Raw genomic sequence first — 26707 nt, 5'->3', positions numbered from 1 at the left:
GCCTTTGATGACTGCGAAGTTGGAAAAAGTTCTGATCGCGAACCGCGGTGAGATCGCCCTGCGGATTCTGCGTGCCTGCAAAGAGATGGGCATCAAGACCGTCGCCGTTTACTCCAAGGCCGACAAAGAGCTGATGCACCTGGGTCTGGCAGACGAATCCGTCTGCATCGGCCCGGCGTCTGCCGCTCAGTCCTACCTGCACATCCCGGCCATCATCGCTGCCGCTGAAGTGACTGGCGCTACCGCCATTCACCCAGGCTACGGTTTCCTCGCGGAAAACGCCGATTTTGCCGAGCAGGTCGAGAACTCCGGCTTCGCTTTCATCGGCCCGAAAGCCGACACCATTCGCCTGATGGGCGACAAGGTATCGGCCAAGCACGCGATGATCGAAGCGGGCGTACCGACCGTTCCAGGTTCCGACGGCCCGTTGCCGGAAGACGAAGAAACGGCGCTGCGCATCGGTCGTGAAGTCGGCTACCCGGTGATCATCAAAGCCGCTGGCGGCGGTGGTGGTCGCGGCATGCGTGTTGTGCACAAGGAAGAAGACCTGATCGCCTTCGCCAAACTGACCCGCACCGAAGCTGGCGCGGCGTTCGGTAACCCGATGGTCTATCTGGAAAAATTCCTGACCAACCCGCGTCACGTCGAAGTGCAGGTGCTGTCCGACGGCCAGGGCCACGCCATCCATCTGGGCGACCGCGATTGCTCGCTGCAACGTCGTCACCAGAAAGTTCTCGAAGAGGCGCCGGCACCGGGCATCGACGAGAAGGCGCGCGAAGAAGTACTGGCTCGCTGCGTCAAGGCGTGCATCGACATCGGCTACCGCGGCGCGGGTACTTTCGAGTTCCTGTACGAGAACGGTCGTTTCTACTTCATCGAAATGAACACTCGTGTTCAGGTGGAGCACCCGGTTTCGGAAATGGTCACCGGTATCGACATCGTCAAGGAGATGCTCAGCATCGCCGCTGGCAACAAGCTGTCGTTCACGCAGGATGACGTGGTGATCCGCGGTCACTCGCTGGAATGCCGGATCAACGCTGAAGACCCGAAAACCTTCATGCCGAGCCCGGGTACGGTCAAGCATTTCCACGCACCAGGCGGCAACGGCGTTCGCGTCGATTCGCACCTGTACAGTGGCTATGCCGTTCCGCCGAACTACGACTCGCTGATCGGCAAGCTGATCACTTACGGCGCGACCCGCGACGAAGCCATGGCACGCATGCGCAATGCCCTGGACGAAATCGTGGTTGACGGGATCAAGACCAACATCCCGCTGCACCGTGATCTGGTTCGTGACGAAGGCTTCTGCAAGGGTGGTGTAAACATTCACTACCTTGAGCACAAGCTGGCTGGCGAGAAGCACTAAGCTTCAGCCGCACCAGACAAAGCCGCCTTCGGGCGGCTTTGTTGTTTCTGCAGTAAAGTCAAAAAGATCGCAGCCTGCGGCAGCTCCTGCATTTCGAATGCATCCCCCTGTAGGAGCTGCCGCAGGCTGCGATCTTTTGATCTTCAACCATGTTCGTGTTCTGCCGCGCGCTCGCGTAAACTTGCGCGCTTCTCGCCGGCCGCTAGGCTGCAATCAATATTTTTCAAAGGTGCCCGCCATGCCTTGGCTGCAAGTACGTCTCGCCATCAGCCCGGAACAAGCCGAAACCTACGAAGACGCTTTCCTTGAAGTGGGCGCCGTATCGGTGACCTTCATGGACGCCGAAGACCAGCCGATCTTCGAGCCGGAACTCAACACCACCCCGCTGTGGGCGCACACGCACCTGCTGGCGCTGTTCGAAGGCGGTACCGAACCGGCACCGGTTCTGGCCCATCTCGAGCTGCTGACCGGCAGCCCGCTGCCTGAGCATCACAGCGAAGTCATTGAAGATCAGGACTGGGAACGCAGCTGGATGGACGGTTTCCAGCCAATGCGTTTCGGCCAGCGCCTGTGGATCGTGCCGAGCTGGCACGCCGCGCCTGAGCCTGACGCCGTCAACCTGCTGCTCGATCCGGGGCTGGCGTTCGGCACCGGCACCCACCCGACCACCGCACTGTGCCTGGAATGGCTCGACGGTCAGGACCTGAAAGACTGCAACGTGCTCGACTTCGGCTGCGGCTCGGGGATTCTGGCGATTGCCGCCCTGCTGCTTGGCGCCAAGGAGGCGGTCGGCACCGACATCGACGTTCAGGCCCTGGAAGCCTCCCGCGACAACGCCGGTCGCAATAACATTGCCGACGAACTGTTCCCGCTGTACCTGCCGGAAGATCTGCCGCAGGCTCAAGCTGACGTACTGGTCGCCAACATTCTGGCTGGCCCACTGGTTTCTTTGGCGCCGCAACTGTCCGGCCTGGTGAAATCCGGTGGACGTCTGGCGCTGTCGGGCATCCTCGCTGAACAAGGTGATGAAGTCGCTGCCGCTTATGCGCAGGACTTCGATCTCGACCCGATCGCCAATCGCGATGGCTGGGTGCGCATCACCGGCCGTCGGCGTTAATATGAGCGCCTGCATAATCCGGATCGCCGCATGACCGACAGTTTCGTCACCCAGTGCCCGCATTGCCAAACCAGCTTCCGTGTCAGCCATGCTCAATTGAGCGTGGCCCGCGGGGTGGTTCGCTGCGGCTCCTGCCTGCAAGTGTTCAATGCAGCCAAACAGCTGCTGGAGCAACACGCCGGCAAGGACGCGGTGACGCCGGTTGCACCGTCGATTATCGAGCAGCCGGCCATCGTCGAACAGCCCGCCCCGCGCGCAATCAGCCAAAAGCAGTGGAGCGCGTCGGAGCTGGATCTCGATAGCCTCGATCTGGACGAAGAACTGGCCCGCCTCGAACAACGGGAAATCCAGCCGACCACCGAATTCGGTCGTCCACGCGAAGATGCCCTGAGCGCACGCCGCGACAACCCTGAACCGGATGAAACGCTCTGGCGCGACAGTCTGTTCAGCGAGCGCGCCGATGAACACACGGTCGAGCCCGAGGACGACGAGGCTGAAATCGCCAACATCGAACCGGTCAAATCCGAGCGCACCGAGCCATCGCTGTCACTGGAACCGGTGGATCTGGATGACGAGCCAGCGATTCCGCATCTGCGCCTGCACGATCCGATCGATCCCAATGCCCGCCGCGAACGCCTGTCAGCCGGCGACGAAGCGAATGACGACGATTTGCCATCGATCGAGCCGCTGCGCAAAAAACGCGAGCGCGCAGAGCCCGGCGTACGTGCCGAAGTCCTGCAAGACCTGACCGACGACCCGCTGCAACTGGACTGGCAGAAGCGCCGCTCGCCGTGGGGCCGACGCATGCTCTGGCTGCTGTTGGTAATGCTGGCGGCAGGTGGGCTGGCGGCCCAGTACATCTCCTATCATTTCGAGGAGCTGGCGCGGCAGGATCAGTATCGCCCGTGGTTCCAGCAAATCTGCCCGCAGATCGGCTGCACGGTGCCGTCCAAGGTCGACATCGCCCGGATCAAGAGCAGCAACCTGGTGGTGCGCAGCCATCCGGAGTTCAACGGTGCGCTGGTGGTCGACGCGATCATTTATAACCGCGCGACATTCTCCCAGCCGTTTCCATTGCTGGAATTGCGCTTTGCCGACCTCAACGGTCACCTGATCGCCAGTCGTCGCTTCAAACCCGGCGAATACCTCAGAGGTGATCTCGAAGGCCTGGCGGAAATGCCGCCGCAGACGCCAATCCATATTGCTCTGGATATTCTCGATCCCGGGCCGAAGGCGGTGAATTACAGCCTGAGTTTCCACTCGCCCGAGTGAATCACGGCGTCGCTTTCCAATTGACGGCGGTTTTCTGACTTTGCCACCCACAACCAAACCCGTGGCGATAACAGAATAACTGTTCAGATTTTGTTCAATTCAGCCTTTATCCAGTCATCGAGAGCGGGTATCATGCCAACCCTTTTTCGAACTCTCATGATCCGGCCCCACCTCAGGGAAGTCCTATGTCGGCGGTACGCATCGGCCCATACACATTGCAGAACGGCTTGATTCTCGCCCCTATGGCGGGCGTCACCGACCAGCCCTTTCGTCAGCTGTGCAAGCGTTTGGGCGCAGGGCTTGTAGTCTCGGAAATGGTCACCAGCGACATGAGCTTGTGGAACACCCGCAAGTCGCGCATGCGCATGATCCACGAAGGCGATCCCGAGCCACGCTCGGTGCAGATTGCCGGTGGTGATGCGCAGATGCTGGCGGATGCAGCCCGGGCTAACGTCGAACTGGGCGCACAGATTATTGATATCAACATGGGTTGCCCGGCAAAAAAGGTCTGCAACAAGGCTGCCGGTTCCGCGTTGTTGAAGGACGAAGCACTGGTCACCGAGATCCTGCAGGCCGTTGTGGCTGCGGTAGATGTGCCGGTGACCCTGAAGATCCGCACCGGCTGGGATCGGGACAACAAGAACGGCCTGACCGTGGCGAAGATCGCCGAGCAGGCCGGCATTACGGCGCTGGCAGTGCATGGCCGCACTCGTGCCGATCTGTATAAAGGGGAAGCCGAGTACGACACGATTGCCGCGATCAAGCAGGCGGTGTCGATTCCGGTGTTTGCCAATGGCGATATCGATTCGCCGGAGAAGGCCCGTTACGTCCTCGACGCAACCGGTGCCGATGGCCTGTTGGTAGGCCGAGCCGCCCAAGGGCGGCCATGGATTTTTCGCGAGATCGAACACTTCCTGCGTACCGGCGAGAAATTGCCGGCACCGGAGCTGATCGAGGTGGAACACATACTGCTGGAGCATCTGGCCGCACTTCACGCTTTCTATGGGGACGTGATGGGCGTGCGAATTGCTCGGAAGCATGTGGGCTGGTATCTCGCAACCTTGCCGGGCGCCAGGGAGTTTCGCGCCCACTTCAATCGTTTGGATGGTACGGAAACACAATGCGCCAATGTTCGGGAGTTCTTCGCCGAGCATTACAAGAGCCTGACAGGGGACGAAGAAGGGGTGGCCGCATGACGATGATGACCGAGACTTTAGTGAGTGGAACAGCACCCGTGAGCGACAACGTGAATTTGAAACAGCACCTCAATACCCCGAGCGAAGAAGGTCAGACCCTTCGCGGGAGTGTCGAGAAGGCGCTGCACAATTATTTCGCCCACCTTGAGGGCGCGTCCGTCACGGATGTGTACAACCTGGTGCTCTCCGAAGTCGAGGCGCCCCTGCTCGAAAGCGTGATGAACTACGTCAAGGGCAACCAGACCAAGGCAAGCGAGCTGCTGGGACTTAACCGCGGCACGCTGCGCAAGAAACTCAAGCAGTACGATCTGCTGTAAGCATTCAATCAAACCAGAAAGGCGCCCGCGTAAAAAACGGTCGCCTTTTTTGCTGACTTCCTTTGCTTTTGATGGAAATTGAGATGACCGACCAGACTACCCGCCTGCCGATCCGCCGCGCCTTGATCAGCGTTTCCGACAAGACCGGGATCCTCGAATTCGCCAAGGAGCTTGAAGCTCTGGGCGTAGAGATCCTCTCCACCGGCGGGACGTTCAAGCTGCTGCGCGACAACGGTGTTGCCGCAGTGGAAGTCGCGGATTACACCGGTTTCGCCGAAATGATGGACGGTCGGGTGAAAACCCTGCACCCGAAAATCCACGGCGGCATCCTCGGTCGTCGCGGTATCGATGACGCGATCATGAACGAGCACGGCATCAAGCCGATCGATCTGGTTGCCGTCAACCTTTACCCGTTCGAAGCCACTATCAACAAGCCAGGCTGCGACCTGCCGACCGCCATCGAAAACATCGACATCGGCGGCCCGACCATGGTCCGTTCGGCAGCGAAAAACCATAAAGACGTAGCCATCGTGGTGAATGCCAGCGATTACACCAGTGTGCTGGAAGGCCTGAAGGCCGGCGGCCTGACCTACGCTCAGCGTTTCGACCTGATGCTCAAGGCCTTCGAACACACCGCGGCCTACGACGGCATGATCGCCAACTACATGGGCACCGTGAATCAAGCGGCTGAAACCCTCAGCACTGAAGGCCGCAGCGAATTCCCGCGCACCTTCAACAGCCAGTTCATCAAGGCTCAGGAAATGCGCTACGGCGAGAACCCGCACCAGAGCGCGGCGTTCTACGTTGAAGCCAAGCCTGCCGAAGTCGGCATCGCCACCGCGACCCAACTGCAAGGCAAAGAGCTGTCGTACAACAACGTGGCCGACACCGACGCCGCGCTGGAATGCGTGAAGAGCTTCGTCAAACCTGCCTGCGTCATCGTCAAGCACGCCAACCCGTGCGGCGTAGCAGTCAGCCCGGACGCTGAAGGCGGCATCCGTCAGGCCTACGAACTGGCTTACGCCACCGACACCGAGTCAGCGTTCGGCGGCATCATCGCTTTCAACCGTGAACTGGATGCCGAGACCGCCAAAGCGATCGTCGAGCGTCAGTTCGTTGAAGTGATCATCGCCCCAAGCGTCAGCGCAGAAGCCCGCGCCATTGTTGCGGCGAAAGCCAACGTGCGCCTGCTGGCGTGCGGCGAGTGGTCGGCTGATCGCGCCGCTGCCTGGGACTACAAGCGCGTCAACGGCGGCCTGCTGGTACAGAGCCGTGACATCGGCATGATCAGCGCCGATGACCTGAAAGTCGTGACCAAACGCGCCCCGACCGAACAGGAAATCCACGACCTGATCTTCGCCTGGAAAGTTGCCAAGTACGTTAAGTCCAACGCCATCGTCTACGCCAAGAACCGTCAGACCATCGGTGTCGGCGCGGGCCAGATGAGCCGCGTAAACTCGGCGCGTATCGCCGCGATCAAGGCTGAGCATGCTGGCCTGCAAGTTGCCGGTTCGGTGATGGCATCCGACGCGTTCTTCCCGTTCCGCGACGGTCTGGACAACGCGGCCAAGGTCGGCATCACTGCAGTGATCCAGCCGGGCGGCTCGATGCGTGATGCTGAAGTGATTGCTGCAGCCGACGAAGCCGGCATCGCCATGGTCTTTACGGGCATGCGCCACTTCCGTCACTAATCACACGATCCACTGTAGGAGTGAGCCTGCTCGCGATAGCAATTGGTCAGTCAAAGCTGCAGTGACTGACACACCGCAATCGCGAGCAGGCTCACTCCTACAGAAAAGCGCCCTGCGGCGCTCAACAGAATTAGCGTCATCCGAGGTTTTTGAAATGAATGTTTTGATCATTGGCAGCGGTGGCCGTGAACACGCCCTGGCCTGGAAAGTGGCTCAGGATCCGCGCGTGCAGAAGGTTTTTGTTGCACCGGGCAACGCTGGGACCGCCATTGAAGCCAAGTGCGAGAACGTCGCCATCGACGTACTGGCCCTCGAGCAACTGGCCGACTTCGCCGAAAAAAACGTTTCCCTGACCATCGTCGGCCCGGAAGTGCCACTGGTGGCTGGCGTTGTCGACCTGTTCCGCTCCCGTGGCCTGGACTGCTTCGGTCCGACCGCCGGTGCCGCGCAACTGGAAGGTTCGAAAGCCTTCACCAAGGATTTCCTCGCGCGCCACAAGATCCCGACCGCCGACTACCAGAACTTCACAGAGATCGAGCCGGCTCTGGCTTATCTGCGTGAAAAAGGCGCTCCAATCGTGATCAAGGCCGATGGCCTGGCCGCCGGTAAAGGCGTGATCGTCGCCATGACCCTCGCCGAAGCCGAAGACGCCGTGCGCGACATGCTCGCTGGCAACGCTTTCGGTGATGCCGGTTCGCGTGTGGTCATCGAAGAATTCCTCGACGGCGAAGAAGCTTCGTTCATCGTCATGGTCGACGGCAAAAACGTTCTGCCGATGGCCACCAGCCAGGACCACAAACGCGTCGGCGATGGCGACAGCGGCCCGAACACTGGCGGCATGGGCGCTTACTCCCCTGCCCCGGTGGTCACCGCCGACGTGCACAAGCGCGTAATGGATCTGGTGATCTGGCCGACCGTGCGCGGCATGGCCGAAGAAGGCAACGTCTACACCGGTTTCCTCTATGCCGGTCTGATGATCGACAAGGCCGGTAACCCGAAAGTTATCGAGTTCAACTGCCGATTCGGTGATCCGGAAACCCAACCGGTAATGCTGCGTCTGCAATCGAGCCTGGTGCTGCTGGTCGAAGCCGCGCTGGCGCAAGCGCTGGACAAGGTTGAAGCGCAGTGGGATCCACGTCCGAGCGTCGGCATCGTGCTGGCCGCTGGCGGTTACCCGGGCGATTACGCCAAGGGCGCAGCGATCAACGGTCTGGACGCAGCCGCGAAGCTGGAAGGCAAAGTCTTCCACGCCGGCACCGCGCTGAAAGACGGCAACGTCGTCACCGCCGGCGGTCGCGTACTCTGCGCCACTGCAATGGGCGCCAGCGTCGGTGAAGCGCAGCAGCAAGCCTACAAGCTGGCGGCCGCCATCGACTGGGAAGGCTGCTTCTACCGCAAGGACATTGGCTACCGCGCCATTGCCCGTGAACGTGGCGAAACCCAGGAATAAGCTGTACCTCAAGTCCGGCGAGGGATACCGTTCCTCGCCGGGCTGTTCCGCCGCCGCGCATCGTTATATTCTGGCATCAACCTACGAAGGGATTTCGCCGTGCGCTGGCTCAGGATTGCCATAAGCTTCACCGTCACGTTGCTGACCTTGCTCTGCATGCTCCCGGCCCTGGCCGCGCAAGGCAGTGGCTGGTCGGTATTGCTTGATGATCAGGGCAATCTGCAACTGAGCGACATCCGCTCCACTCGTTACACCAATCAATTCAGCCCCATCGACCTTGACCGCCTCACCGCGTCCGAGCCCGATGGCGCCTTGTGGCTGCGTTTCCGGCTGGCACCGGGCAAGCACGAGCAAGTGCTGCGGATCTTCGCCCCGGACCTGTCACAGCTCAATCTCTATGTACTCGACGGTGACAAACTGATCGAGCAACGCAACACCGGCACCGACCAGCCGCAGGCCGAACGGCCGTTGCCGAGCAGCGACTTCATGCTGCCGTTGCCGCAGAGCGACAAACCCCTCGATGTCTATCTGCGCATGGTCTCCGACCATCAATTGCGCCCGCACGTCACCCTGCAATCGGCGGTGATGAGCGCGGCCAACCACAATCAGACGCTGCTCTTCGGCTTGTTGTTCGGCTGCCTCGGCATGCTGCTGTTGCACAACCTGGTGCGCTACGCCTACTCGCGCTCGCGCAGCAGCCTGTGGCTGGCAGTCTGTGAAGGCCTGCTGGGGCTGAGTCTGTTGCTGCTGCTCAATCTCGCCGGCCCGTGGCTGCCGAACTGGCATGCGGTGCAGACGCCGGGCGCCTATCTGGCGTTGCTGCTGACCGCTCCGGCCGGATTGATGTTCGCCTATCGTTTCTTCGCCCCGCTCGGCCCGCATCCGCTGAACAAACTGCTGCTGGGCGACATCCTGTTTATCGTGACCTGCAGCCTGTTGCTGCTGTTCGTCAACACCCTGCCGCTGAACATCATCACTTATGCCTTGGTGGCGCTGGCGGGCCTGAGCATGCTGTTTGTCGCCTTCTATCACTGGCAGAAGGGCTACCGGCCGGCGCGCTTGTTCGTCGCGGCGATGGTGGTGTTCAACATCGGCACATTGATCATTCTGCCTGCCTTGCTGGGGCTGACACTGGTTTCGCCGCAAGGCTTGATCATGACCCTGATGGCGTTCATCTGCATCAGCGGCCTGTTGATGAGCATCGCTCTGGGTGAGCGTCAGCGCAGCATCACTGAAAGCCGTTTCAGCGTCAGCCGCGACCTCGCCGCGAGCAATGCCGAGATCAATGCCAAAGCCGAATTCCTTGCCAAGATCAGCCACGAAATCCGCACGCCCATGAACGGCGTGCTGGGCATGACCGAACTGCTGCTGGGCACGCCACTGTCGGTCAAGCAACGCGACTACGTGCAGACCATCCACAGCGCCGGCAACGAACTGCTGACGTTGATCAACGAGATCCTCGATATCTCCAAGCTCGAGTCCGGGCAGATCGAGCTGGATGATGTGCAGTTCGACCTCAATGCCTTGATCGATGACTGCCTGAGCATTTACCGCGCCAAGGCCGAACAGCAGAACGTCGAACTGATCAGCTTCATCCAGCCGCAAGTACCGCGAGTGATCAGCGGCGACCCGACACGCCTGCGCCAGACCCTGCTGAGCCTGCTGGAAAACGCCCTGAAGAAAACCGACGAAGGCGAAGTGCTGATCGTCGTCGCCCTCGACGAACGCAGCAGTAAGCCGCGTTTGCGCATTGCCGTGCAGGACAGCGGCCAGCCCATGGATCAGGAAGAGCGCGATGCGCTGATGCACGCCGAGCTGCACAGCAAGCACTTCCTTTCGGCCAATCGCCTGGGTGGCAATCTGGGGCTGGTGATCGCACGCCAACTGATCCGCCTGATGCAGGGCGAATTCGGCATCAAGAGCGGCGCCAATCAGGGCAGCACCTTGTGGCTGACCCTGCCGCTGGATCCCGATCGCCTCGAACACCCGACCTCGGATCTCGACAGCCCGCTGCAAGGCGCGCGGGTGCTGGTGGTCGATGACAACGACACCTGCCGCAAAGTGCTGGTGCAGCAGTGCAGTGCCTGGGGCCTGAATGTCAGCGCCGTACCGTCGGGCAAGGAAGCGCTGGCACTTTTGCGCACCAAGGCGCACTTGCGTGACTACTTTGATGTGGTGCTGCTCGATCAGAACATGCCGGGCATGACCGGCATGCAGCTCGCGGCCAAGATCAAGGAAGACCCGAGCCTGAACCACGACATCCTGCTGATCATGCTCACCGGCATCAGCAATGCGCCGAGCAAGATCATCGCGCGCAACTCGGGGATCAAACGCATCCTCGCCAAACCGGTAGCCGGCTACACGCTCAAGACCACCCTGGCCGATGAACTCAACCAGCGTAACAAAGGCCAGGTGGTGTTCCAGCCGCAAGTGGTCACTGCGGCCACGGCCGCCAAAGTGCCAAGCGATTTCCGTATCCTCGTCGCCGAAGACAACACGATTTCGACCAAAGTGATTCGCGGCATGCTCGGCAAGCTCAACCTGCAACCGGACACCGCTGCCAACGGCGAAGAAGCGTTACAAGCGATGAAAGCCCAGCGTTACGACCTGGTGCTGATGGACTGCGAAATGCCGATCCTCGACGGCTTCTCGGCGACCCAGCAACTGCGCGCGTGGGAAGTCAGCAACCAGCGCATTCGCACGCCGATCGTGGCTCTGACAGCGCACATTCTCGCCGAGCACAAAGAACGCGCACGTCAGGCCGGCATGGATGGGCACATGTCCAAGCCAGTCGAATTGTCTCAATTGCGCGAGCTGATCGAGCACTGGGTTGCTCAGCGTGATCAGCAGAATCGCGCCGCAACACCTACCTCCTGAGCCGACAGACCCCGTAGCGCCTGATAGACTCCCCCACGACTTCCCTCGCCAGTGAGCTTGCACCATGCTCCATGTGTTGTTCAGCGTTTACCTGAAGATGCTGGTGCTCTACAGCCCGTTCTTCGTGCTCTCCTGCTTTATCAGCCTGACCCGCGGTTATTCGCGCAAGGAGCAACGGCGCCTGGCCTGGAAAGTGGCGGTGGCCACGCTTGTTTCCAGCGTCTTGCTGTATTTGTTCGGGCGGGTGATTTTCGATGTATTCGGAATTACCGTGGATGCGTTCCGGATCGGTGCCGGCAGCGTGCTGTTCATCTCGGCACTCGGTATGGCGCAAGGCAAGTCAGCGGTGCAGGCCGATAACGTGCAGCAAGACGTAACCATCGTTCCACTGACCATTCCTATCACGGTCGGTCCCGGGACCATCGGCGCATTGTTGGTGATGGGCGTTAGCCAGCCCCATTGGGACGACAAACTCACTGCCATCATGAGCATCGTACTGGCCAGCTTCACCGTCGGGATCGTGCTTTATCTGTCGAACCGGATTGAACAGATTCTGGGGGATCAGGGTTTGCAGATAGTGAGTAGATTGATGGGGTTGTTCGTCTGCGCACTGGCTGCGCAGATCATATTTACTGGAATAAAGGGTTACCTGGTGCCTTGAGTGCCACGCAGTGATGGATACCCCAGATGTGAAAGCCGAAGCTTTCTATCCTCCTGCCCATTTATAACCAATATTCAATCGAGCGGTTTAGACAAACCGCTCGATTTCCATGGTTTCTCTTCCGTCGAGAGTTCTGAGCACCATGGCTCTTTTGGAATCGGCATAATCCTCATCCAGCTGCGCGACAAAGTACTCTGCATGAATACTTTCAACCATCTCACCCAATGTGAATTCCTGCCGCAAAAAGCAGGCTTCGACAGGTTGGCGCGTTGCGATGTTAAGTATCACGCATTTCACCGTGGATTTATCGTCAACGACGCCGACCTGGACTCGGACACGATTGACGACTCCTTCTCCTTCCAAGACTGGCGAAACTGATTCAACTGCGCGCTGCCTGAATAAAATCGATGCTTTGCTGTCGGCATTCAATTGCGAAAAATCCTGCATCAGCCGCTCCAGCAGACACTTTTCCTCAGCCGATAAAGCCCCTGACAATGCAGCACAAACCATCTCTGTCGGCGTCAGGGATTTATCGAGCGAGGTTGAAAACCCCTCATAACTGAGCCAGCCCGATAGTTTATAGAGGCAAAAACGCTGAACTTGTGAGTAGCGGTCATTCCAGGCTTTATAGTCTGCAAACAAAGGAAACTTGTTATTGCACGACAACTGCATGTAAACAGATGAGGACAGAATATCTTTCAGATGTTGGCCAGGTAGCGATGTGGCGCATGCCAACAGGCATCCGGCGTTGGCATATCCATGATATTTCATACTTTATCAATCCATGAAGAGGTCAGGCGCAGAGCGCCTGACCTGAAAAATCAGAAACCGAATTCCATTTCAAGAGCAGCATCGATCGCTTCGTAGAAGCGATTGGCTGCCGCTTCTTTCTTCGAGGTGAAATCTTCGTCGGGGTACATGGTAAATACGCCATGGCCTTTGATCACACTGGAAGAAGAATCGGTTTTGTCGAAGAACGCAATATGCGAGCTGCCGGATTGAATGCTGTAGCTTATCGAGCCTACGGTAAGGTAAATATCATCGTCTTTACTTTCGGCCGCGCTCATCACGCCGAAGTTCGAACCACCGGCCTTCTTGCCATTTTTCTCATAAAGCTTCAGAGCCTCGGCGTTACCTTCGAGGCCTTTGATGGCCGCGTCTGCCCCCAGCTTCATCACTTCACCAATAGTTCCAACGCCCACTGCACCCAGCGCAGCCTTGGCGATATCCACAACCAGATTCGACATGGTTACGCCAGTGGCGACGGTTTCCTCAAAGGTCTCAGGCTTACCGAAATGTGCCCAGCCCATGGCATTCAAACCCTGGAGCATGTAGGACAGACGCTTCGCAGCATCTTCTTTGTTCGGGTATTTGATCTGCGCAGACAAGTCAGCAAACAGAAACGTACGCTTGATAATGGTTTTATGGCGACGCTTCATACCTTCAGGAAAGGCGATCATCGTCGAGTTAAGTACCGCTTTATTCAAGGTATCCTTGTCGGGCAGGTCCAATTTGAATGCCCGGGCGAAAGGCATGATCGAACGCGAACCCTGCAGAACAGCGATGCTTTCCTTACAGCAGTTTTCGATAAACGCGAGACTTTCCGCCTCATTCATTTTTACAGCCACCACATCATTCATTGCTATTTCCCTATATTTATAAAAAAGCCGTTGCGGCTTGAGAAGCAAACTAACCAAACACCAAACTCACAGCAACAGAAAGAACATTACAACAAGTAAACTTACGCCATACTTCACGCGCCAATCGATTCCAGCCGCAATTCAATTTCCCTCATGTCATCCTCTTCGATAACAGCCTCTACTTCGGCACGAACTTGTGCGTAGGCGCTTCTGTCGAGGAAAAAGCTAAGATAGTTATGACGCAGTAGAACTTCACCCGAGCGCCAGTGACAGAAAAGGAAATTCTCCACTTGGCGCGTGGCATTCAGCCTTGAATGATTTAAGACCAGCGTGATTCGCCCTTGCTCGTCGCGTCCGGACGGCATTGTCTGAAACGACTGCCCCCAGAGACTTTCCTTTGCATAAGAGGCTAATCCCGCTTTATGTTTTTTCAGTGCAGCAAAGGAGGCCAGCGTGTTATCCAGCATCGGCTCGTTGCCCAGTTCCCGGACGACCTCGACCATCTTGCTGGAGATATCGCCGGAAAAATCATCATACTTTTTCTCGCCGGGTTTGCGATCCGAGTACCAACCCATATAATTCAGTGCCTTGGCATATATATCCAGCCACGCTGCAAGATCGAGCTTTTCGTCTTTGTACTTATTACTCAGAATCTGGGCAAGTCTCACACTATTTCTTATCTCACGCCTCTCATCCCGGCTCATTCCCTCCATATAGTTCAGCAGCGTATCACCCAGCAATACTGCACTTTGGCTGCCACTGCTCCCAAGCGCCGAGTAACTTTTAACGGAAAGCACGCGACTCCTGGTTTTCGGCGCAGGCGTGAGCAATTTGATTTCACGAATAAACGTCAAACGTTCAGCGAGCGGCGGAATGACACTAATGTCTACACTCATGTTAATTCCTTTTCGATTATGATCATTTAATGACCTGTCATCGCTTTAATCCAAGCAACATCGACAGGCACCAAACACCATAAACAGCACAACCTGGAAATCACAGAAAAACCCCACCAACATATTTAACAAAATATTATCAAGAACATTGTTTACATTAACAGTATCGAGAGTAACTTCTGAAGGCATACACATTTTCATCTATCCATGCGACAGGCGTTTTACCGGGGTCAAAGATTATCTGGTGCCTTGAGCGCCCGACCTCGGTTTAACTGCCAAAACAAAAACGCCGCGAACGACAATGTCCGCGGCGTTTTATTGTTCAAATGAATTTACCGCTCAGGGCAAATGTTCAGCCACCACCGCCAGGCTGGCAATGGCGTCACCGTCCTGCACTGCCGCAAAAGCCTGCAACCACTGCTCGAGTGCGAACAGATAATGACGGCCAGCCATTTTGACAGCCAGTTCGCACTCACCCTGCTCCTCGACGCCGCGCACGATCAGACTGTGCCCATTGTCCGGGTCGGTCAGCACCAGGTGGCCAGCGACCTGCGACATCAGCAAATGCCCGCCCTCCGCCACGTCCAGCACCAGCAAGCCAGGTTCCGGCACCCGCCCCTCGGATGGACGTCGCACATCAACAACAATGCAATCCAGACGCTGCCAGGTTTCGGCCGATATCCGATAACCTTCTGTGCGCGAACCGAAGGTCAGAATCAACCTTTCAACGCCGTCGGCAAGCAATGGCTGCACGTCGGCCAGATCTTCACTCAATTCCAGCGCCATGACTTCCTCGTCACGATGCGCATAACTGCCCGGCAACCAAACGCCATCGACCGCTCCGGCACTGAAGAGCAATTCGTCAATGGGGTCGAACAGTAGCGGATTGCCCCCATCACGCGTACCGAGAAATGTTGCCCATTGTCCATCGTCCCGTGCGGACACCTCGAACAGCCGATCGAGCGTCGGAACGTAGTACTGGTAACGATTGCCGGTGTTTTCAATGGGTAAAAACGCGGCATGGGACTGCCCTTCCAGCCGCCATTTCAAACGTTCCTGCAGTTGCCTTGGCGTCTGACCAGGAGCCTGTGACCATCGGTTTTCCATGCTGATAATCCGTGCCGGTTGCTGATCGCGCAGTAGCAGCGTCACACCTTCACGGGTACGCCCGAGCAGGCCGTCTGCGTGCGGCAGCACTTCGCTAAATGCCCACGACGACCATACTTGTTCGGCTTGGGGCAAGGCTTCGCGATGCAGCAACACGCTGCCGTTACCAAACGCCGTCCGCATCGTATCGACGCTAACCAGCGTCTGGCGCCATAGCTGCCCGGCGCTCGCATCAAGCAACCAAACGGCCTGCCGATCAGGTGTCAGCCCCAATAAAGCAAGCTCGCGGTTAGCCGTTGCGTCCATCAGCACGAGCTTTTCGTCAATGCACCACGCCGCCAGCAACGGCTGACCCGGTTGGGCACGCAAACCGATGATCGCAAAGGCTGCGCTGCTGTATTCCCTGGCAAGCGCCGGTAATGCCGCCAGCCAATCCGGATTTTGTTGCAGCCAATGCCGGCTGAGACCAACAAACTTCAGAACATTTCTATCAAGCTCGGACAGCCAGTTGTCGTCCTTGGCACCGAGGTCGATTTCGAACAGTCGTCCGTCGTTTTGAGTGGCGAGGAAGCTTTCACCCACACGGGTAACCTCGATCACATTTTTCGCCAGCGCCTTGTGCCAGAAGACGTTGTCGCGCAGTTCGATGCCATGGCTGAGCGTCTGGCTTTGCTGGCTGTAAAACAGCAGCGCAGCGGCCGGATCAGCGGACCGAGGCATCAGCATCACCCTGTCCTCGTCACTGCCGCCGTCGGCACGGAAGTACCTGTCGTGATGCGCGCCAATCCATGCCCACTCAAGCAACTGAGCGAAAGAATAGGCACGGGCGTGAATGTAAGGTGCGTAGGTCCAGGCGCTGATGGACGAAGCCATTTGCGCAGTGCCGTCCGCGTAGGGACGAGTTTTTTTCTGTCGATGGCGGAAAAACGCGATTCTCGTACCGACTTCAGGCTTGAGAAACGAGTTTTCCAGACCGGGCGACCACATGTGGATGTCCGTCAGGATCACTTCGTGGTCGCTCAGATGAAACTCCAGCGTCGTGCGCACTTTCACGGACTTTTGCTCTACCAACTGCTGCGAGACTCGCAGTGTGCCGTCAGCCAGTTGCCCGAATGTGGTGATTTTCGTACCGGATTCCAGGCTCAGTAACCGATAACGATGGACGACCGAGCCAGTGACCACATCGACCCGCCAGACCGTGGCATGGTCGGGATGATAAAACCACGCATGAGTCGCGTTGGCGGCGCCGAGCATCAGGCCCTCATTGACTTCGCCCGGCAGATCGCGCGCATACAACACGCGTTTTTGAGCGACATCGTAAAAGGCTGTCGTGCGCACATCGAGGCTGGCCGGATTGAGCGCAACCTTGAACCGCTGAAGCGTGACGTACCCCGTGCCGAGGCGCATCTCCTTATCTCGTTTGCGCAGGTGGGCAAGCACATCACGCGGGGTGTTTTTATCATCGCCCAGGGTGATGGAAACCAGGCACAACGCATTGCGTTGCCAGTCCAGTTGAAACAACTCTCCCCCGGCCAACTCGATCAGCCCCTCAAACGCCGACAGCACGATACCGTCGACCGTCAGTTGATGCCCCGCCAGGTATGTCTGCGGCGGGTCGACATCCATCTTGGGCAGGACATCAAAACTGACCTGCTCGATGCTGGCCCAAGGGGCATGCACCAGCCATTGGGTCGCGCCGTTGAATTTCACCGTTTTCAGTCCCGGCGTCAGACGTAGCTGGCAGCGGTCTGACGTGGCGCTGATTTCGTAGGACAGCTTTTGCTGGCACTCCACCGGCAGGGTCGGCACTGCCAGTTGGCGCACCTGCTCGTCCAGCACCACGCTGATCGTTGTCGGTTTATAGACCGGATGCAGTTTGTAGAGGATGTGCTTGAGCGACGGTGTGCTGTGCAGATAAAAGCGCCGGTTGCCCTGCTCGTCATACTCCAGTTTGTCCGCCGCGCTGTTGCGCAATTGCGGATAGCGCGTGTGGATGCGCCCATCCAGTTGGTTCGTCAGCGTATCGGTCAATGCCGTGAATGGATTTAACAACGAGTACCAGTTTGGCGCAGGCCTTTCACTGGCGATGCGAGGCTCCACCTGCTCTCCCGGCAGAGGCTCATAGACGTAGCCCGCACCTCCCAGTTGATATTCGTACCCGTAGTAGCAAAGCGGCGTGCACGGCAACACCACGGTATGAGGCGCAGCAGCCCTGTGAATGTTCAACGTCGCACTCTCGGGGAGACCGAACGCGTGCCGGATATTGAGGGAACGGTGTATCTGCCTGGGATCATCGTTGTATTGCGGCAATTCAAGTGCACCGCCGCCCCACGGATAAAGACGCTGACTGTCAAAGCGCACCCGCCGGTCCTGCAAATCCAGATGGGTGATGACGGCTTCCGGCGGAAACTGCAACACCCCGTCCTCGACAGTGAAAGCGCCCGGATTGTACGCATTTTGAATGGCACGCAAATGATTGCCGACCGCTGTCGCCTTGTCGGCAATCTGCCCCAGATTGCTGGCGATGGCCGTGGCCCCGATGCCGATACCGAGCAGCGGCACTGACAGAAAAGCAGCCGCCGCCCCTACCGTTCCGCCGGCCGCCAATGCGGCGATGTCCAACCCCAATGCCACTGCGTTGAACGCCAGAGATGTGGAGAAGCGCGAACGCTGCTCGTGATTCTCCGCCAGTGAAAGGTTGTAAATATCGAAGCCGATATTGACCAGCGAGAGTGCAAAACCAACGCCGGTTGCCGCGCGACCGAGCACGCGGCCAGACAACGACGACTGGCGCAAGAGCAGCGCCTGTTCACTGGCCACCGCTTGCCGCACCAGGTTGATCATCTGCGCGGTATCGCTGACCACGCCAAAACCCAACTGCGCATAGCTGACGTAGACCTGTACTTGCAGCGCGATCGACAAGCCTGGCACCTGATCACCCGCCAGGTATTCGCGATGACGCATTTCGCTGATCAGCGTCTGGATCGCAAAGGCGAAACTCAAGCGACTGCCGCCATCCGCCTCGGCCGGACCACCCGGGTTGCCTGCCTTCACACTCTCGTGCAGATGCTGTTTGAGCTGAGTGAAGCGCGGGTCGGCCGTACTGACGGTGCGCGCTGGATGGCGATTCTGCGCATCGACCAACGTCACCGAAAAACCACCGTCCGCCTGCGGTTTGAGCGTTTCCAGCAAAGGCAGATATTCCCGCCCGAGCGAATGTTCACTGCGCAACTGCTGGGTAGCCTGAGTAAATTCCTGCGCCCAATAGCGCGCATCCATTTGCGCCAGACTGGCGCCCATCCGCGCGTTTTCGCTGAGCGAACGCTGGCGCGCCACGGCTTGTTTTGTCCAGACAGGGACACGCTGTGAATCACTCGAAGGTATGTGCAAAAAACTGTCCAGGCGCAAACCGCTCGATAGCTTGCGGGCCGCGATCGCTGCAGTGTTCAACTCGATCACGTTGAACCGCGCTGCGGCCATCTCGCCAAGCCCGTAAAGCTTCGCCAGTGCGCTGTCGCCTGCGCTCAGATAACGCTCAACGCCGAGCTTCACTTGCGCGCCTTTGGCGAACGCGTAAATGGCAAAGTTCGGGTCATAGAAGCGGTAGACGAATTGGTCTCCAGCCTGCACTTTCGCCACCAGCAAAGCGTGATCACCGGTGTCGAGCAAGAAGACGCTGGACGCCGTTTTCGCCTCCAGCGTCTGTATGACTGTGTCCAGACTCTGCAAGCCACGTGATTCGCCGATGGCACTGCCAGGCAGGGCCCGCAGCTCGTTCAACGCACTGAGCAATGCCTGTGAGCTGAGTTCCTGATGGTTGACGTTGGCTGTGGCGACATGCCCCACCAACGTCCGTTCCGCCGACTCGCCGGCAGCCACCGCTGCGCCCATCAGCAGCGCCAGCGGATAACACCGACGCCCTGGGTCACTGGCGTTGTGCATCAGCAAATCCTGTGACAGTTGCCGGGCCGAGGTCGCGCCGGCCTCGACGAACATCTCGCGCACCTGCGCACTGCGCTGGAGAATCCGCGAGCGGTACTCACCCTGCGCAGTGCGATTGATCTGGCCGATACGTTCGCCCCATTGCCGCAAGGTCAGCGGCTCAAACAGTGCCTGCACCTTGAGTTCGCGCGAGGTCAAAATCCCTGGCACCTCTCCACGCGCCAGCCCGGCTTCGAAATCGGGTGATTGCCGCTGGCGGATGGCTTTTTCGACGGCGTCATAACGGGCGAACGTGCCGTCGCCGTCGGTGGCGACAGCGAGGTCACGCACGGTTTGCCAGACCTCGGTGAAGCCGACATCGTCCAGACTTGTCGCACCGAAAATCCCCCCGAGCATGACGCGCACCAACGGGCTCAGTTGCTCAATCGGCAAAGAGTCATGGGCAATGCGGCTGAACAGTTCGTTGAGGTTGTTCGAGGATTCGGCGCCAAGGGAAACAGGCAGTGCGCGCACAGGTTGCGCAAGGATCAACTGACGATTATCGAAGCCAATGGAAAAGCCCTTGGTGAAGGTGATGTCACCACTCAGCTTGTCCCTCATGGCGCGCACAAAGGGTTCGCCCAGATCATCCATCAACTGTTGCAGGACTGCCGTCAACAGCACCGGTTTACCGCCGACCATGGGCCAGCCTTGTTTGAACGTCAGCGTCTGTTGCGGCTGAAGCAGATCCGCCAGTTGGCCGGTATAACGCGATTTGAGTTTGCCGGCTTTCCACTTTTCCCGCTCTTTGGCCAGCCATTGCACCTCGTCGTCATTGACGGTCCAACCGGAGATCGCCTCCTCCTCGGTCTGGACGTTGTAACCCTCCGCCAGGCGCAAACGCTCCTGAACCGTGACTTCGTTGTCCGACAGAAGATGAGTCTCGACATGGTTTTTCAATCCGGTGACTGCCGCACCGGGTCCGGTCAGCGCAATGGTGCCGCGCGCTCCGACGCGAATGCCGTCGCGGTAGTAATTTAAAATCGCCTCGCTCAACTTGCCCAGAAAATCCTGCAGCGTGCGTGTCAGTTGCCCCTGCGCGATTTTCTCGTTCATCACGTTTTCTATGACATCGAGCAAGCGTTCCGTCTGTGACCAGTCGACCGACGATGCTATTGCCGACTGTTCAACGGTTTGCAGGCAGTCATAGTTGAAGCGGATCAATTGCATGACCGCGAGCGTCATCTCACTCTGCGGCTGAGCCAACAGATAAGCGTTCATCTCCCGGCTGAATTGCGTGCCCATACGCAGACCGTGTTGCGGGCTATGGACTTCACGTGGCGCGACGAATACAGCCTCGACGCCGGGCTTGCTGCGGGCAAAGGCCAGCAGTGCATCGAGATGGGTGACAGGCAACGTATCCGTGTGGTCGGTGTAGCGCAGGCGGTCGCGCCCCGGCATCAAGGTTTCGTCATGATTGAGCAAAAGCTGCAACACCCCCAGTCGTTGCTCGTCACTGAAACCGCTTATATCGACTCCACCCAGTTTGTCGGCCAGCGGCGGCAAGTAATCCATGTCACTGTAACGACCGCCCTGCAGATACTCGGCCTGCAAACGCACCACATCGCTGGCAGCTGCAAAGTTACCGCGCATGGACACTTCGCGTTGATAGACATCCTGTAAAAAGTGCCCGGCAAACTCCCGTCCGACATCGCGCAACTGCAAATCGGTGCCGGCCATTTGCCGATGACTTTGCAAACAGCGTTGACGAAAGGCCTCCAGCGTCGCGCGGTCCTTGCCGTAGGCACGCACCATCAAATCGATTCGGGCCTGATCGGCGTGGCCTTGCCATTGCGGCAATTGCAGGTATTCAAACATCTCGCGCTTCAATACACGCGCACGATCTTCAATCATCTTTGCCAGCTCACTCGGGCTGGTCACTGTGTCGCCGCCCGACTCCATCGCATCGACTCTGGCACTGTCGGATATCACCCGATTCATTTCGAAAGCGAGCAATGCATCGCTGTCGTACCAAAGATTGAACTGGTAGTTTTCGGCAGCCAGCACCTGGCGCCAGATATTCATGTAATCGCGCTGGATACTGCCGACTTCACTGCCGCCCACCCAGACAAAGTGCATGATTGCGGGGACCGGACTGGATACATCACTGAGCATATTGACAGTACCTGCCAAACGGCCGGCATAGTCTCGCAACTTATTTTCAACCGTATTGATCAACACCGGCACGGGCGCTGAGTTGCGATGTGACAAGCGTTCAAGGTTTTCAAGGAAGAGCGTTACAACTTGCAGTTTTTCAGTGAGACTCGTGGCCTGCCCGGCATTTTCGTAAAGGGCTACCAACATTGCATATTCGGCAGAACCGGAAAGTGCCTTGAACGTTCGCTTCAGCGCAGAATATTCATCAGGCGAAATAACATTGAACCCACCGACATATTGCTCCATGACACCCATCAGACTTCATCCTTTATTCATTGAGAGAATCCAGGACGAAGTTATTCTGCCGACGCCGCAACTTCAAAAAACACACAACTCAAATAATTTCCCAAGAAACATCAAACGACAGATAAGTTCATCGCGCGCATGATCCGGTAACAAACAGCGGCATGGCGAGTCGTTTGATAAACAAACGAAGCGGTGTTCCTGACGGATTCACCGCTCTGTTTTAAACCTTATCGGCTGATAAGGAATTTCGACTTGATATCTCGCCGAGGCAACTTATTTACAACTTGCCTCGGGGTGATGCTCAAGAAAGCGGTTTTTCACCATACCAGCGCGGCGTGTAAACCCAGTCACCCCCGCTGGCACGGGGAAAGGTGCAGGTCGTGGAAGAACCAATCAGCACCATGGTGCGCATGTCCACCTGCTCCGGCGTCAGTGCACCCAACGTCGTGGTGCGCAAAGTCTGACCCGGACGGCCGATGTCGCGGCCCAACACCACGGGCGTTTCAGGTGCACGATGTTGCGCGACGATTTCCAGCGCCCGGCCCAGTTGCCACGGACGCGCGCGTGAAATCGGGTTGTAGAACGCCAGGGCCAGATCCGCTTCGGCGGCCAGGTCCAGGCGTTTTTCGATGATTGACCAGGGCTTGAGATTGTCCGACAGCGACATCACGCAGAAGTCATGGCCCAGCGGTGCACCGGCCTGCGCGGCGGTGGCCAGCGAAGCGGAAACTCCCGGGAGGATTTCCAGGTCGACGCTGTGCCACGCCGGATCAGCCGACTCGTGCAACGCTTCAAGCACCGCGGCGGCCATGGCGAACACGCCGGGATCGCCCGAGGACACGACGATTACCGAGCGCCCCTCGGCTGCCAACCTGAAAGCGTGGCGGGCGCGCTGCATTTCTTCACGGTTATCGGTGCAGTGCTGCACCTGATCGTCGCGAAACGGCCCGGCCATGCGTACGTAAGTTTCGTAGCCGAGTACATCGGTGGCGCGCGCCAGCTCGGCTTTCACCGCCGGCACCATCAGTTCGGCAGCGCCGGGGCCGAGGCCGATCACGGCGAGACGGCCGCGTGGCCGGCCAATGCTGGAAACATCCAATGGCTGTTCGGCGACTGCGATTGCCATGCCGTGGCCGGCAATGACTGTCGCTTCGGGCACGGCGATACGCGCCAGGGTTTCGAGGTTGCTTTGTGCCGCGACAAAGCGCAGCGGCACACTCAGCTCAAGCGCCGCTTCGCGCAAAAGTGGCGAAGCCATTTGCGTCTCGCTGGCCAGCAGACAAGCCAGCGATTGCACGGCAACTTTCGCCTGTTTCAAGGCACTGCGAACGGCATTTGGCAAATCTGCAGTTTCAGCACTCACCGCCACCGCCACGCTGCGCGGATAGATCAGCAACTCACTGGCACTCGCCTCACGCGCGGCACTGCCGACATGAATCGAGCGCTGTGCCTGCGGATCTTCCGGCAATTGCGCCTGATCCAGCCACGGCGCCGCGCCTTCGATACGCACGCTGTGGCCAGCCAACAGATCGGAGACAAAACGCTTGCCCAGCTCCAGATCGCCCAGTGCGTAACCACTCGGCGGATTGAGCAGGCACGTACCAAAACGCAACTCGCCGCTAGTGGTGATCGCTGCTGCAACTTGCAGCCCGGCGGCGATTTCCCGCGCCATGACGTTGACCCCGCCGAGGCCGCCCAACAGCGGCACCACGGCGCTACCGTCTTCGGCCACGGCAAGTACCGCAGGCTCAGCGCCCTTTTCCAGCAGCAGCGGCGCCAGCGTGCGGATGACGATGCCGGCCGCGCAGAGGGCTATGATCGGCGTGTCCTGCTGATAAAGCGCGCGCAGGGTCGCGCCGAACTCCTGATACGTGCGATCGGCGCCTTCGACCCGCCCGGCAAGGCCGTGGATCTGCGCCGCCGGATAGACCTGCTGAATACGACGCGCGGTGGCCAGGCTGCCCTGACCGAGAATGACGATGGCGGGGGTGGATTGAGTCATCAGCCTTGCCACCGTTCGCCCGGCACGATGATCAGCGAGAAGTACGGCGACGACATCGGCTCGACCTGATCCATCGGCACGATCTTCTGATTGGCCATGGTTGCGCGCTCGACATACAGCGCGCGTTCGGCCAGACCGAGTTCTTCCAGCACCTGACGCACTTTCGGGAAGTTGCGCCCCAGCTTCATGATGACGGCAGCGTCGGCGTCGGCCAGACGCCGCTTCAACTCTTCATGGGGCAATACACCGGAGACCACCGACAGGCTCTGATTGCGATACACCAGCGGCGCGCCCAACACCGAAGCGCCACCGAGCATCGAGCAGACGCCCGGCACCACTTGCGCTTCATAGCGCGTGGCGAGGCGATCGTGCAGATACATGTAGGAGCCATAGAAAAACGGATCGCCCTCACAGATCACTGCAACGTCGCGACCGGCGTCCAGATGCGCGGCCACCGTTTCGGCGGCCTCATCGTAGAAATCGCTGATCACCTGCTCATAGGAAAGCGGCGCCGGCAGCGCTTCGGTGGTCACCGGGTAGACCAGCGGCAGCAGGTTCTGCGCCTGTTGCAGATGCGCTTCGATGATGCCGAACGCGTTGCCCTTCTTGCCCTTGGCGACGAAGTACGCCACCACCGGCGATTCGCGCAGCAGGCGCAGGGCTTTGACGGTAATCAGTTCCGGATCACCCGGGCCGACGCCCAGGCCAAGCAAACGTCCTTTGGCCTGCATCATTCGATCTCCGTGGCGAGGGCGTTAACGGCGGCGGCGGCCATGGCGCTGCCCCCCAGGCGGCCTTGCATGATCACGAACGGCACGCCACGGCTGTCGGCAGCCAGCGCGGCTTTCGATTCGGCGGCGCCGACGAAGCCGACCGGAAAGCCCAGAATCAGCGCCGGTTTCGGGGCGCCGGCGTCGAGCATTTCCAGCAGATAAAACAGGGCGGTCGGCGCGTTGCCGATCACCACCACGCTGCCTTCCAGGTGTGGACGCCAGAGCTCCAGTGCCGCCGCCGAGCGGGTGTTACCCAGTTCACGCGCAAGTTCCGGCACGCTGTCGTCGCGCAGCGTGCAGATCACTTCGTTGTTGGCTGGCAGACGCGCACGGGTCACGCCTTCGGAAACCATTCGCGCATCACACAGAATCGGCGCGCCGGCGGCCAGCGCATCGCGCCCGGCCTTGCCTGCGCCTTCGGAGAATTGCAGACCGTCGATGGCCTCGACCATGCCGCAAGCGTGGATGACTCGCACTGCGAGTTTTTCCAGATCGGCCGGAATGCGCGCCAGATTGGCCTCGCTGCGAATGATCGCGAAGGAGTTGCGATAGATCTCCTGACCGTCGCGGATGTAATCAAGCATCAAGGGGGCTCCGAGAGCGGGCGTCGAGCAGGATCGCGGCCGCTTCAATAGTAAGGTTGCGTGCGTGCAGCGCGCCGAAACCCGGCAGCGTGGCATCGCGAAAATAGAGGTCGTAATGACCGGCACTGACGGCCAGCAACGTCACCGGGGCACAGTGGGCGGCGGCGCAAGAGCGCGTGCAGCCGCTGAGATGGACGTTGAGGGCTGAAGGCAACAAGGTCGCCAGATGGCGGGCGTCCTGTTTGGTGTCGGCCAGGCCTTTGCCGCAGCCATTGGCGCCGGTGCAGGCGATCAGCCGTGAGAGGGGTTCGGCAGCACGGGTCAACAGGTTCAGTTGCTCAAGACCTTCCAGCACTTGCGCCGCATCGCTGGCTTGTACATCAGGCACCAGCAAGTTTTGCCAGGGTGTGAAGCGCAAGCTGCCATTGCCGAACCGGCGGGCCAGTTGCGCGGCCCCGCGCAGCATTGCCGGATCGAGACGGCCCAGCGCCGGCACCGCACCGATGTACATCCGGTCCGGTGCATTTTGCGGGTGAACGCCGATGTGCAGATCGTCCGCCACAGCTGTGCGCTGCCAGTGGCTGAGCGCCTTGATCGGCAGGTGCTTGCGCAGATGTTCAAGAAACGCCGACAGCGGCAACTCATCGAGCAAATGACGCATGCGCGTCTGTTCTGGCCGCGCCGATTCAAGAAACAGCTCCAGCACCGCCACCACCAGTGCATGGCCGTGTTCCACCGCCACCGCGCCGAGCGCACGATCCGTCGGGCATCCGGCCAGACCAAACGCCAGCAACACTTCACCGTCACGCTCGAATGCTGACAGCCACAGGTCATGGGGATGCTCGAGCATCGCCAGCGCTTCACCGCCATCCAGTTGCACAGCGAACTTGGCGCTCAACTGGTGAAAACGTGGATGGCTTTGCAGGGTGTCGAGGATCTGCTCGGCAAGAGCACGCGTGTCGAAGTGCATCTGCCGATCGATCCCGGCAGCGGGGCTGAGCATCAGGTTGCGTACATCGTCACCGGCCGCCGTGCGCGGGCCAAGACCGGCAGCGAGCAAACGGTCAATCAGTGCCACAGACTGCTGGCCGATCCCGCGAATCTGCAGATTGGCACGGTTAGTCGCTTCGATGGCCCCACCAAACTGCTCGGCAGCATCTGCCACTGCGTCGGCCTGGTCTGACGTGATCGAGCCGCCATTGAGCTTGATCCGGCAGATGCCGCCATCCAGTGCCTGGACGATACGCAGCAACCCCGGGCAGGCCGAGGGGCGTAAGGCGGTGGACATCGGGCGTTCGTTCAAGGGGCTGACCGGCTGCGTGGGAAAGGCGCTTCGCGGGCGAAGGCGCGGTATTATGCCTGCTTTGTCCGCTG

The 26707-nt window shown here is 59.1% G+C and carries 17 protein-coding genes; 9 read left to right on the top strand and 8 right to left on the bottom strand.

Going from position 1 to position 26707, the window contains the following annotated elements; translation table 11 throughout:
- Positions 1 to 7 precede the first annotated feature (7 nt).
- The 9 genes from accC to U6037_RS03025 all read left to right on the top strand — a co-directional run bounded on the left by accC (position 8) and on the right by U6037_RS03025 (position 11947).
- The gene (gene accC, locus U6037_RS03065; RefSeq protein WP_102899385.1) at positions 8 to 1366 is read left to right on the top strand and encodes an acetyl-CoA carboxylase biotin carboxylase subunit; all 1359 of its coding nucleotides are present in this window, start codon (positions 8 to 10) and stop codon (positions 1364 to 1366) included.
- A 238-nt stretch (positions 1367 to 1604) separates the two neighbouring features.
- Positions 1605 to 2483: a 50S ribosomal protein L11 methyltransferase gene (prmA, locus tag U6037_RS03060; protein WP_322845761.1), complete on the top strand. Its 879-nt coding sequence runs from the start codon at positions 1605 to 1607 to the stop codon at positions 2481 to 2483.
- Between the two features lie 30 nt (positions 2484 to 2513).
- Complete coding sequence (locus U6037_RS03055) at positions 2514 to 3755, top strand: DUF3426 domain-containing protein (protein WP_322845760.1); 1242 nt, start codon at positions 2514 to 2516, stop codon at positions 3753 to 3755.
- Between the two features lie 185 nt (positions 3756 to 3940).
- Positions 3941 to 4951 (top strand): tRNA dihydrouridine synthase DusB, encoded by a 1011-nt coding sequence (gene dusB, locus U6037_RS03050; RefSeq protein WP_007914598.1) that lies wholly within the window; start codon positions 3941 to 3943, stop codon positions 4949 to 4951.
- Complete coding sequence (gene fis, locus U6037_RS03045; RefSeq protein WP_003221275.1) at positions 4948 to 5268, top strand: DNA-binding transcriptional regulator Fis; 321 nt, start codon at positions 4948 to 4950, stop codon at positions 5266 to 5268. Before dusB ends, fis begins: the two co-directional genes overlap by 4 nt.
- Before the next feature lie 83 nt (positions 5269 to 5351).
- Entirely contained in the window at positions 5352 to 6959 is a 1608-nt protein-coding gene (gene purH, locus U6037_RS03040) for a bifunctional phosphoribosylaminoimidazolecarboxamide formyltransferase/IMP cyclohydrolase (protein WP_322845759.1), read from the top strand.
- A gap of 154 nt (positions 6960 to 7113) precedes the next feature.
- Complete coding sequence (gene purD, locus U6037_RS03035) at positions 7114 to 8409, top strand: phosphoribosylamine--glycine ligase (RefSeq protein WP_141125791.1); 1296 nt, start codon at positions 7114 to 7116, stop codon at positions 8407 to 8409.
- A gap of 99 nt (positions 8410 to 8508) precedes the next feature.
- The gene (locus U6037_RS03030) at positions 8509 to 11286 is read left to right on the top strand and encodes a hybrid sensor histidine kinase/response regulator (RefSeq protein WP_322845758.1); all 2778 of its coding nucleotides are present in this window, start codon (positions 8509 to 8511) and stop codon (positions 11284 to 11286) included.
- A gap of 64 nt (positions 11287 to 11350) precedes the next feature.
- The gene (locus U6037_RS03025) at positions 11351 to 11947 is read left to right on the top strand and encodes a MarC family protein (protein ID WP_141125789.1); all 597 of its coding nucleotides are present in this window, start codon (positions 11351 to 11353) and stop codon (positions 11945 to 11947) included.
- Between the two features lie 87 nt (positions 11948 to 12034).
- Here the strand turns inward: U6037_RS03025 and U6037_RS03020 are convergent, their stop codons facing one another.
- The 8 genes from U6037_RS03020 to cobG form a co-directional block, all read right to left on the bottom strand.
- Positions 12035 to 12718: a hypothetical protein gene (locus U6037_RS03020; protein ID WP_322845757.1), complete on the bottom strand. Its 684-nt coding sequence runs from the start codon at positions 12716 to 12718 to the stop codon at positions 12035 to 12037.
- A gap of 50 nt (positions 12719 to 12768) precedes the next feature.
- Positions 12769 to 13587: a hypothetical protein gene (locus U6037_RS03015; RefSeq protein WP_322845756.1), complete on the bottom strand. Its 819-nt coding sequence runs from the start codon at positions 13585 to 13587 to the stop codon at positions 12769 to 12771.
- A 113-nt stretch (positions 13588 to 13700) separates the two neighbouring features.
- Positions 13701 to 14483: a hypothetical protein gene (locus U6037_RS03010; RefSeq protein WP_322845755.1), complete on the bottom strand. Its 783-nt coding sequence runs from the start codon at positions 14481 to 14483 to the stop codon at positions 13701 to 13703.
- Positions 14484 to 14822: 339 nt separating this feature from the next.
- Complete coding sequence (locus U6037_RS03005) at positions 14823 to 21686, bottom strand: TcdA/TcdB pore-forming domain-containing protein (RefSeq protein ID WP_322845754.1); 6864 nt, start codon at positions 21684 to 21686, stop codon at positions 14823 to 14825.
- A 589-nt stretch (positions 21687 to 22275) separates the two neighbouring features.
- The gene (cobJ, locus tag U6037_RS03000) at positions 22276 to 23976 is read right to left on the bottom strand and encodes a precorrin-3B C(17)-methyltransferase (RefSeq protein ID WP_322845753.1); all 1701 of its coding nucleotides are present in this window, start codon (positions 23974 to 23976) and stop codon (positions 22276 to 22278) included.
- The gene (locus tag U6037_RS02995; RefSeq protein ID WP_416221698.1) at positions 23976 to 24710 is read right to left on the bottom strand and encodes a precorrin-2 C(20)-methyltransferase; all 735 of its coding nucleotides are present in this window, start codon (positions 24708 to 24710) and stop codon (positions 23976 to 23978) included. Before U6037_RS02995 ends, cobJ begins: the two co-directional genes overlap by 1 nt.
- The gene (locus U6037_RS02990; protein WP_064117254.1) at positions 24707 to 25333 is read right to left on the bottom strand and encodes a precorrin-8X methylmutase; all 627 of its coding nucleotides are present in this window, start codon (positions 25331 to 25333) and stop codon (positions 24707 to 24709) included. Before U6037_RS02990 ends, U6037_RS02995 begins: the two co-directional genes overlap by 4 nt.
- Positions 25326 to 26621, bottom strand: a complete 1296-nt coding sequence (gene cobG / locus U6037_RS02985; RefSeq protein ID WP_322845752.1) for a precorrin-3B synthase — start codon at positions 26619 to 26621, stop codon at positions 25326 to 25328. Before cobG ends, U6037_RS02990 begins: the two co-directional genes overlap by 8 nt.
- Positions 26622 to 26707: the final 86 nt, after the last annotated feature.

The sequence above is a fragment of the Pseudomonas sp. B33.4 genome (genome assembly GCF_034555375.1).
Taxonomy (GTDB): Bacteria; Pseudomonadota; Gammaproteobacteria; order Pseudomonadales; family Pseudomonadaceae; genus Aquipseudomonas.
Note: the sequence above shows the minus strand (reverse complement) of the source record. Positions and strands in the feature narration are given on the sequence as shown.